The organism is Mesorhizobium sp. M7A.F.Ca.CA.004.04.2.1, from assembly GCF_004022825.1.
Classification (GTDB): domain Bacteria; phylum Pseudomonadota; class Alphaproteobacteria; order Rhizobiales; family Rhizobiaceae; genus Mesorhizobium.
This window is the reverse complement of record NZ_RZPH01001298.1, coordinates 1-1,396: the sequence shown is the minus strand read 5'-3', so window position 1 is coordinate 1,396 and position 1,396 is coordinate 1. Positions and strand designations below refer to the sequence as shown.

The 1,396-nt window shown below is 62.6% G+C and carries 2 protein-coding genes; both read right to left on the bottom strand.

Annotated features, from left to right (window positions below):
- Nucleotides 1–107 precede the first annotated feature (107 nt).
- A complete protein-coding gene (locus EN893_RS34020; RefSeq protein ID WP_127268948.1) occupies nucleotides 108–908 on the bottom strand; it encodes a 1-acyl-sn-glycerol-3-phosphate acyltransferase in 801 nt (266 codons plus the stop codon).
- Nucleotides 909–1,031: 123 nt separating this feature from the next.
- A partial coding sequence (locus tag EN893_RS34015) for a LysR substrate-binding domain-containing protein (protein ID WP_245490957.1) occupies nucleotides 1,032–1,396 on the bottom strand: 365 nt, incomplete at its 5' end.

The window sequence follows — 1,396 nt, the reverse complement described above, 5'->3', positions numbered from 1 at the left end:
CCGGCCGGCGGCCTCGCGGATCGTCAACCTGGTCTTTGCCGCGACGCTGGTGTTGACCACCGCGCTGGCCGTTTTCGGCTGAGAACTGCCGGCAGGAGACTTCCGGTTCAGGCTTTGGTTCTTGCGGCGTTGTCCAGCTCTTGCAGTCTTTTCACCGCTGTCGGCGGCAAGGCAGGCGGGTTTGGGCCGCGCGCGGCATCAATCAGGAACTGGTCGCAGGCAGCCTCGGTCTCGCCGATCAGCCGGGCCATGAATTCGTCCTTGCTCAGTCCCGGTGGGATCGGCGGCAGGAAGCGCGCCTTCACGGTGCCGGGGTAGCGCAGAAATTTTCGACGCGGCCAATAGAGACCGGCGACATGGGCAACCGGCACCACCGGAATGCCAAGTTGCGCATAGATTTCGACGATGCCGTATTTGTAGGCCGGCTCGTCGCCCGGCGCGCGTCTTGTCCCTTCGGGGTAGATGATGAGCTGGCGAGGATTGCGCGCCATCTCCGCCTTGGTCGCGGCGACCACGGCCTTCAGCGCTTTCGAACGGCTGCCGCGATGAACCGGAATCATGCGCATCTTCATGATGTACCAGCCGAAGAACGGGATCCAGGTGAGCTCGCGCTTCAGGATGTAGAGCGGGTCGTGAAGATAGGGAAAGAAGGCGATCGCATCCCAGAACGACTGGTGTTTGGGGGCCAGGATGAAGGAGCCTTCGGGCAGGTTTTCCCGGCCGGTGATCTCGCTCTTCGTTCCGGCGATCTTGTCGTAAAGCCACATCGAGGTGCGCGACCAAAATTTCGGCACGAACCAGGCGCGGTGCCGGGGCGACAGGAAATAGTATGGGGTCCAGAGGATCATCTGGACGATCAGGTTGACGTAAAAGACGAAATTGAACGTCAGCGATCTGATGTAGAGCATTTGGGGGGAGCCCGGTGAGGAGGTGAGCGTTGGTTACACCAAGCGCGGGAAAAAAGGAAATGGCCGCAGGGCGCTTTGGCTGGCAACGAAGAACGGTCGCCAATGGGGGTTGGCCTGGTTCCGCTACATCAGCCGCGCCAGCCGCTCCTTCAGGCGCGGGGCGGCAAAATCGAGGAATGCGCGCAGCTTGACCGGCAGCAGGCCGTGGCCCGCATGCACCAGGCTTACCGGCCATGGCTTTGGCTCAAACTCCTGCAGCAGGATGCGCAGCGTGCCGGACCGCAGCGCGGCTTCGATCTGGTAGGAAAGCACGCGTGTCAGCCCGACGCCGGCAATCGCCGCATCGATGGCCGCTTCGGCGGTGTTGACCTGAAGCCGCGAGCGGACCCGAACCGGGATTTCGGCCTTGCCCTTGGTGAAGCTCCAACTGGCGGCGGAGGCAAGTCCCTCGAAGGTGATGCAATCGTGTGTTTCCAGATCCTCCGGGG